At 50.9% G+C, this 7,972-nt stretch carries 2 protein-coding genes and 1 pseudogene; 1 reads left to right on the top strand and 2 read right to left on the bottom strand.

Translation table 11 applies throughout. The features are described 5' to 3' along the window. Positions 1–80 precede the first annotated feature (80 nt). Positions 81–3,785, bottom strand: a complete 3,705-nt coding sequence (locus GSQ70_RS05575; protein WP_158781629.1) for an RHS repeat domain-containing protein — start codon at positions 3,783–3,785, stop codon at positions 81–83. A gap of 74 nt (positions 3,786–3,859) precedes the next feature. Next, positions 3,860–7,363, bottom strand: a complete 3,504-nt coding sequence (locus GSQ70_RS05570; RefSeq protein WP_158781628.1) for a hypothetical protein — start codon at positions 7,361–7,363, stop codon at positions 3,860–3,862. Between the two features lie 399 nt (positions 7,364–7,762). On the opposite strand from GSQ70_RS05570, the pseudogene GSQ70_RS25940 reads away from it, so the two are divergent. Beyond that, positions 7,763–7,972, top strand: a pseudogene (locus GSQ70_RS25940) (RHS repeat-associated core domain-containing protein); the annotation flags it as partial.

Here is a 7,972-nt window from a genome sequence, read left to right as displayed (position 1 = left end):
TCCTGCGGGGCCGGCCACGCCCAGGCAGGCATGGCCGTGGCGGATAAACCGGGTGGCCCCAAGAAACTCATCACGCATTTTCATTCTGTCCTCCACCTTAATTCACTGACCAGTTCGTTCCCCCTGTAGTACAGACTACGAAGTTCCGTATCGCTTACCTGCTGGGTGATTAGTCTGTTTAGGGCGTCATAGTCATATTTCCCCCCGGTTGTCCCCTCATCGCTTATATCAGACAGACGTCCAATAGCGTCGTAACTAAGAACACGGCCCGCTTCATCCCTGGTCATGCGTCCGCAGTCATCATATTCAAGTGAAATAAGTTGTGGATAGTCAGTATGCGTGTGCATCACTGATGTCAGTTGAGTCGGATCGTCCGGATTGTTGTAAGTATATTCTGCTGTATCAGTGCTGTCGTCTGAAAGCTCTGTGGTAACGCTCGTCAGATTGTTAAGTGCATCAAATGCGTATGTCTGAGATTTAATCGAGTTGCCGTAACCATCGACAGGAAGGCTGTTGCCAGACACCATATAATTAACAAGGCGGTTACGGACATCGTACGAAAATATTTCTGTACGAACAGTTACATCATTCTGCAGTGTCTTACGCGTGGCGAGCAGGTCATTTTGTTGCCATGTTGACAGCACGCGCACGGTCGTTCCATTACTGTCGCTGACGGTGCGACTGGTTTCCCGGCTGAAGTCATCAAAAACCAGGACTGTCACCAGCGAGGCATCCGTAACGGTATCTGCCACCGTCTGACGTTTGACGCGCCCAAGAGCATCATATTCCATAGCCACTGTCAGCGCTTCATCAGCAATGCCGGTGATACGACCATATTCATCGCGGGTGTACTTCATGGTTTTACCGTTAACGTCCGTCCAAGTCATGACCGCATCGGACAATAGACGCGTGTAATCTGATGTCAGTGTGCTGTCGCCACGGACATACGTTTCCCTCCTGAGGCTACCTGAGGGATTCCACTCATTTTTGTTGGTGGCCTGCCCCTCCACCGAGGTCAGCGCCGCACCGGTAAGCGGGTCATAGCTGAATGTTTGCGTCACTCCGTCAGTTGTCAGACTGCTGACCGCATTACCCAGTTCTGCAATATATGTATATTGCAGCACGCTACCGTCAGGTTGTCTGACCTCAGTAGGTAGGGGACCGCTGCCGGTATAGATATATTGTGTTGTTCTCCCACCACTGCTTTCTTTCTTCAGGCGTCCCAGTCCGTCAAATTCACGAGAACCTAACAACCAGACCTTTCCTTTCGCATCAGTCATACTGATTTCCGTCACCTGCTGCCCAGTCAGGTGAGGAGCATAAACACGGGTCAGACGACTTCCATCGGGTAGCAAACGTTCTGTCTCCCGGCCCAGCGCATCAAAACTGAACGCGGTGACATTTCCTGCGGGATCTTTAACGCTGCGAACCAGGGTACGGCCATCCCTGATATAGTCAGTTGCACTGTATAAGGTCCCGTCAATATTGATATTTTCCTGGCGAACCGTCTGCAGCGTCTGTTCATCAAAGTGCGTCCTGTTCAGGCCACTTTGCACATTATTGCTTTCGAAACGGCCTTTTAACGTCCCTGTAAGTTGATTATCAAGTTTCAGCTCTACGGGGTCGGGTGACGTAAATGCAGTCAGACCATAAGATACAGTCGTTTTCTGACGCTCCCCCCATTCACCGTATACCACATTCTGGGCCAATGTGAAGGCGGTGCTGTCTTCGTCATCGGTTTTCCAGTCTGTATGTTTTGCACTAATATTTTCGCCAATATCGTTATAAGCAGTATTATAAACTTCAAAAAGCTCGTCCGTATTATCCACATCCAGTACTTTTATTCGTATCTGGCGTCCTTCCCCGTCGAAATAAGTTGTTTTCCTCGTCCCATCAGGGCCAATTTCAGTTGTGGATGGTGTGCCGCTTATTTGGTGAGACCAGATAGTAGTATGTGCATAATCGCTGCTATCTGCCAGCGTACGCTTGACAAGCCTGCCACATCCGTCATATACATAATTAGTTGTTACACCCTGTGGATCTATTTCTTGCATTAACAGGCCAGTTAATGCAGACATGGTTCTTGATGTGGTGGTTTTAAGTTTATCGTGGCTTGTAAAGACAGTCTTTTGAGTTATCTGGTCTCCAGTTATACTGGTGTGAAAGGTCTGGGTTGATGTATACTCGTTTTGATAATTTAAATCGTGAAGAGTTTCTGAAATGGAGGTAATTCGGCCAAACTCTGCTGAATCGATGGCTGATTCGTACCCGGTTCTTACCGTTTTGAGTAGCCTGCTGCCACTGTAATACTTCTGAATATCCTGAACAATAAAAGCGCTTTCTCCCAGCAGAGAGTAAGTGTAAGCCGTAGTTTCTTCCGGGACATCTTTGTAACCGTTAAGTGTTGGCCAGGTTACGACCTGTTGTTTCATATAGCGAGTGAATCCGTCGGATGATGGCGGACAGCCATCCTCGCCTTCCGGAGAATACCACGTATAGGTTGTCACCGTCCCGTCCGGAGAAGTGCTGCTGACTGGGTTGCCCTGCTCGTCAAATTCACTGAGCGTTATGCGTGGCTTACCGGATTTGCCATTTTTGTCCGTCAGAACGTGGGTGCTTATTTTGGGCAGCAAAAACTGGGCGGGTTGCTCACTGAATATGGCGGTGTCATCAGCGTGATAGATGACTGACAGGCGTGAAATGGCACCATTCCTGTTTGTTTCTTCCTGCGTCTGCAGATGAAATTTATTGTATGTTCGGATTGTGGTTATCGTTGCAGTAGTGCCCGCCAGCATTTCAGTAGATGAATAGCTGTACAGCCCCGCAATGCCGAAAGCATAATCATTCTGCGCATTCCAGTCGGCTGTACCTCCGAATCCCAGGTAATTAGCATCAGACCACGACCAGTTTGTTATCACTGCCGGCTGACCTGCTCCGGGAGTCCGCGTATGACGAACCACCGCAGGCAGCGCTGTCAATCCCGATTTTTCCGGAAAACGCATGACGTCTGCCTGCCAGGCAACTTCTTCTTTCAGCCCTGTTGGGGTTTCCATGCTGTTAATCAGGTATAAGCCTCCAACATTCTGGTAGCCAAATGACCAGGTCAGCGATATTACCTTACCTGTATTCTGTGAGGAGATACCACGATAAGTGAGTTTAATGAGATTGTTGTTGGCAAATGTCAGTACGTGGGTGGTTGTTTCATCACTGCCCGGGAACAGGGTCATCACTGTGGAAAGGTTATCATTGTATTCCAGAGAAAGAAGTACCCTATGATTGTCCTTTACCGACGTGAGACGAGGCGTGTCGCCGGTATAATTCCACTCAAAGGCAACCGAATGACCTGAGGGAGCCGTCATCTGAACCGGCAGCTTAATAGCTGATACATTATCCGGCCCCATCAGGGTTTCAGTAATACCATTTTTCCATACGACCTCATATGAGGAATCCGTTTTATGGAACCAGAAGTTATTCAGTTTCTTCAGCATGATAACGGGCTGCCCCGTCGTTTCAGTGACATGATAGCGCTCACCGGAGGAAAGGTTCAGCGTACCTGTGTGGCTGTCATACTGTGTAAGTCCCAGAGAAAAACCCGTACCAAATCCCATGTCGGTTAACGACAGCGGATCATAGGCCAGTCCCAGAGTAATTGCTGGCCCCAGGTTATTGTTAGCGGAGCAGGACAGGAGGTGCAGAGCAACCGCATAGAGGCCCGTGCGGGGGTCAACGCTGGTATTCACACCATTGCTGAAATTTTCTGCGTGCGTACTGAAATTATTTCTCATAGATATTTATTCTCTGATGTTAATGAATAGAAATACGGGCTCTGTAGATTCAGTAACCCGTACAGACTTAATTATCAGGAGATATCAGGAATGTCGTAAAAGTCGCTTTCATCCCAGCTGATTTTCAGAGAACCACTATTGCCGTAAATATCTGTAACTTTCAGCTCCGGTGACAAGTCCACTGATTTCCACCGGTAAGGCTTGACGGTTTCCACGGGCTTGGTTTCGTCATCATCAGGATTCAGTCGCGGTGTTTTAACTTTCAGTAATGTGATGGCAACATCATCCACATTCGGCGTCGTATCATGGAGCGCAGGAATGGCTACGCGGTAGAGCGTTTTTTTATCTTCGTCAGAAAAATAAATCTGTCCCTCATCCAGAACAGCTGTAGGGCCGGTAAACCAGATATTGGCCGAACCTTCCTGCTTGTTCTTCGTTGTTACGCCCATCGCGGCACACTGGGTACCCGAGGTGCTTAGGCAATTGAACACAAATTCAGGGCCATTTTTCCAGTCAGTCTGGATAATGCTGACCGTGCCGTCAGCCACTATCCCACCGCTAAATTTTGCTTTTTTGAATTTATCCATTCCGCTCACACTGGGTTTGATATAAAAACGTTCTGCCTTAATTTCACACTCATCCTTACGGTCAACGTAACCGGAGGATTCAGAGAAGGAAGACCAAGGGGTTTTCTTTATGGTTACAGGCTCTCCCTGAGATATCAGGGATATATTAGATGATGAGGAATACACAATCGCCTCAAGCGCGTTGATAACCACGCTACTGTCAAAGCCTGAGGATGCTCCAGATGCTGTGCTGATGAGAGTACCGTCTGGAAGCGTGACACTGACAGCTATCTTTTTGGCGGTAGCGTTTTCATCAGCGCTACAGGTAACGTAAAGTTTAAAACTATCCCCCGCCTGTACAGGGGCATGACGCTCGTCAGATGTCAGTGACGAGACTGGCAAACGGTTGTATTCATTCTCCTGAGTGGTATATGTCCAGCCGGCAATGCTGCTCTTTGACAGGATTTCTCCTGTGACGTAATCCACGAGGTTCAGGTGGGGCAGAATGTCATCCAGTGTCACGCTGATATATTCCGGCAGGCCAGTTTCATTGTTAATTCTGAACCCTGCAATCTGAACAACCACCACAGCCTGATTCACCCCGTTTTTATATAGCTGAGCCGTGCCACTGCCTGCTTCGTTGGTGACTTTCAGGATCGAAAGGCCCTCAAGCAGGCTCCAGGGATTTGGTTTTTTATTGGCGACATCAACGATGGCATAGCCGGCACGCAGCGGCATGCCATCCGACATCGTCGTGACAATTACCAGCTCGTCACCGCTCACCGTCTCCGGCGACGTATAGCTCACGGTATAAACAGGCTCGTCATCCGTTCCTGATATCTCCGTGTCACCCAGCGAACCGCTTCCCGCCTCCGGATAAAGCGACCACGTGTCCGGGTCTATCTCACCGTCACCGGTGGCCGAAAACTTCTGTACGGACCCCAGCGTCATCTCCGTGAGCAGCGGCGGTGTGACGGGAAATTCCGCATGGGTCGCGTGACTTACCAGCAGGACCCGGGCGGTGGCGGCTTGTCCGTCAGATGCTGTTGCCTTAACGTTTACCCAGGAATAGCCTTTCGGCCAGGCATCGGATGGCGTGGTATACTGACCATTCTCATCAATAACGCCGGTCAGCCCTCCGGACTCTGCCGCCTCAACGCTCCAGCCGGACAGGTCCGTGCCGTCCGTAAGGTCCGCGGTGAACTGCCAGGTGGAGGGACTGCCTGCGACTTCCTTCACGGCTATAAAGGCCGGTGATATCATTACTGATGACGGTACAACCGCCACATAGGCAGATTCCGTGGCGCCATCAGTGCCGGTTGCGGTAATTTTAACGTTAATCAGGGCACTCTCAAGCGCGGCAGGAGCCTGATAAAGGCCGTCGGCGCTGATGGTACCGGAATCGGCCGGAGACACGGACCAGGTCACGTCATCGCTGGCGGTGAACTGCACGCTCTGCCCGACAGAAACCGTGCTGGTCAATGGCGTTACGCTCAGAGAGGTCAGAGACGGGGCGATATCACCGAACACTATCATGTCACCCGGCATGGAAGCGTCTTTCAGCTGGTTAATGTTCTGCTCCGGGAACAGCAGGTGGTCGACGGCAAACACGCTGATAGGCTCAAAGCTCACGCTGCTGAGCAGCGCGCTGACGGCTGCACTCACCATGCTGTCGAGTTTCTCGTGCAACAGGTCTGCCAGCGTCGCGCCATCGTAATATTTGATGATGTCTCCAAATTTATCCCAGAAATTACTGCTCACATGGATATTATTGCTGCCGCCCGTTAGCTGAATGGACTCATCAACTGTGTTCACTACCATCGTGTAGTTCCCCTGGCCGGTTGGGGAAAATGTGACATCTCTGTCGCTGTAGCCGTAAGAGTCTGTGAATGATCCGTCATGTACAGAGTACTTGAGACCAAAATGGTTAATAAAAGTCCTGTCTGAATCTGGCGTCAGTACGAACCCGCCCTCCGTTTTTATTTTCGCCCCTGCCAGTTCGTAAATAAAGTCCTTATCAAGTTCATCATACGCATGACCAGACTCCCGCACAAAATCACCGCTCCACGTTCTGTTCCAGAGCCCTCCACTACTATCCCGATTTTCCGCATTCACAAAACCCAGCCGCAGAGTGGCATTATCAGAGGCCACGAGTTCCCAGGCAGTATCGCTGGAGCTTCCCTCGCGCGTCAGCGTCCATTCGCCAGTGTCCAGGACGCTGTCCATTGATTTTTTAACGAACTGGTTCATGACGAGCAGGTTATTCACCAGGATAGCTGAAGAGTGGTCGTCGGGGATGAGCCACGGGAACGTTTCGTCCGGCAGGCTGGTCGCGTTTTCTGACGGATGAGCTTTGGTGAGCACAAAAAGCAGAACGGCACCGTAACCTGCTCCCTTATTCGTGTTGCCGGCAGGCTGGGTGCGGATGATAAAATCCGTGGGCGTCAGGACCGTGTCCAGCACGTCCATGCTGAGCTGCCCCACACTGTAGGTCACGGGATTATTTTTCAGCCACTGCTCAAAATACGGAATGATTTCTGCAGCCGGGTCGTCGTCGACGTTGGTTGTGTTCACGCTGCCGGCTGACAGGTCCAGGATAACATGACCTTCCGTATCCACCGTCCCGCTGCCTTTTTTCAGATCCACATCCAGCTTCAGGTAGACCCCACCCCCGGGGCGAACGCGGGTGTAGCGGGTTACCTGGTTGTCGGTATTGAGTTTTGCAATACTGCCCCTGACAAACTCCATGGTTACGGAGACGCGGGAGTCAGTGATAGTGGCATTTTCAAAAGAGATACGCGGGGCGGACAGCGTCAGGTCACTGAAGCGCACGGTGCCGTCACTGTTAGTCCAGTTGAATACCGGCATCTCGGCACCATCAGCACGCTTACTGACATACTGCTGCTCAAGAAGGTGGTTGATTTTGTCGCGGTCATAGGCAATCACCGCATCGTATCCCAGCGTTTTGGTTTTACCCGCGAGGGTATTAATGATATCTGCAGAAGTGGTCATTATTATTCTCTCTTTAAGCATATGGAAGATGAAAGGTTCTGGTTAAAATCCAGCCTCACCATAAATAGTAGGTTATTTTTTGTTCTGCCATCAGGCATTATGAGTACGCCTGAACACCCCGCATCCTGAAAGCTGAGATTGGCAATATTATTCATGGTGTTGATGCAGGATCGTCCTGATGGGCTGCCCATCAGGAGTGACTGGCAGTTCAGCCACTCCTGCATCGCCGATAAAAATACATTATTTTCATAAACATGGGTTAAACGATGAGATAATGTTAGGTGACGGATGGTATCAGAACCGGTTTTATCGGAGGGGCGTGGGGTTTCAGCCAGACAGATTTTTTGTCGTGCTGCTGCCAGAATGCGCGTAACAGATACAGTATCAGGAGCCAATATTATGACGTTCACGACAGCCGCCGGGGCCACCCGGTTTATCCGCCACGGCCACGCCTGCCTGGGCGTGGCCGGCCCCGCAGGACTCACCCTGACCGCAGGTGGCCACAACGACAGCCCGCTGTGGTCGCGTAACCCGGCCTCCGGGAGCGGACAGCTACACACCTGGTCTCCCGGGGGGGACGGGAACGCCACGGACGGCCTGCCCGGCTTC

The sequence above is a fragment of the Pantoea sp. BAV 3049 genome, from assembly GCF_009765445.1.
Taxonomy (GTDB): domain Bacteria; phylum Pseudomonadota; class Gammaproteobacteria; order Enterobacterales; family Enterobacteriaceae; genus Erwinia.
Note: the sequence above shows the minus strand (reverse complement) of the source record. Positions and strands in the feature narration are given on the sequence as shown.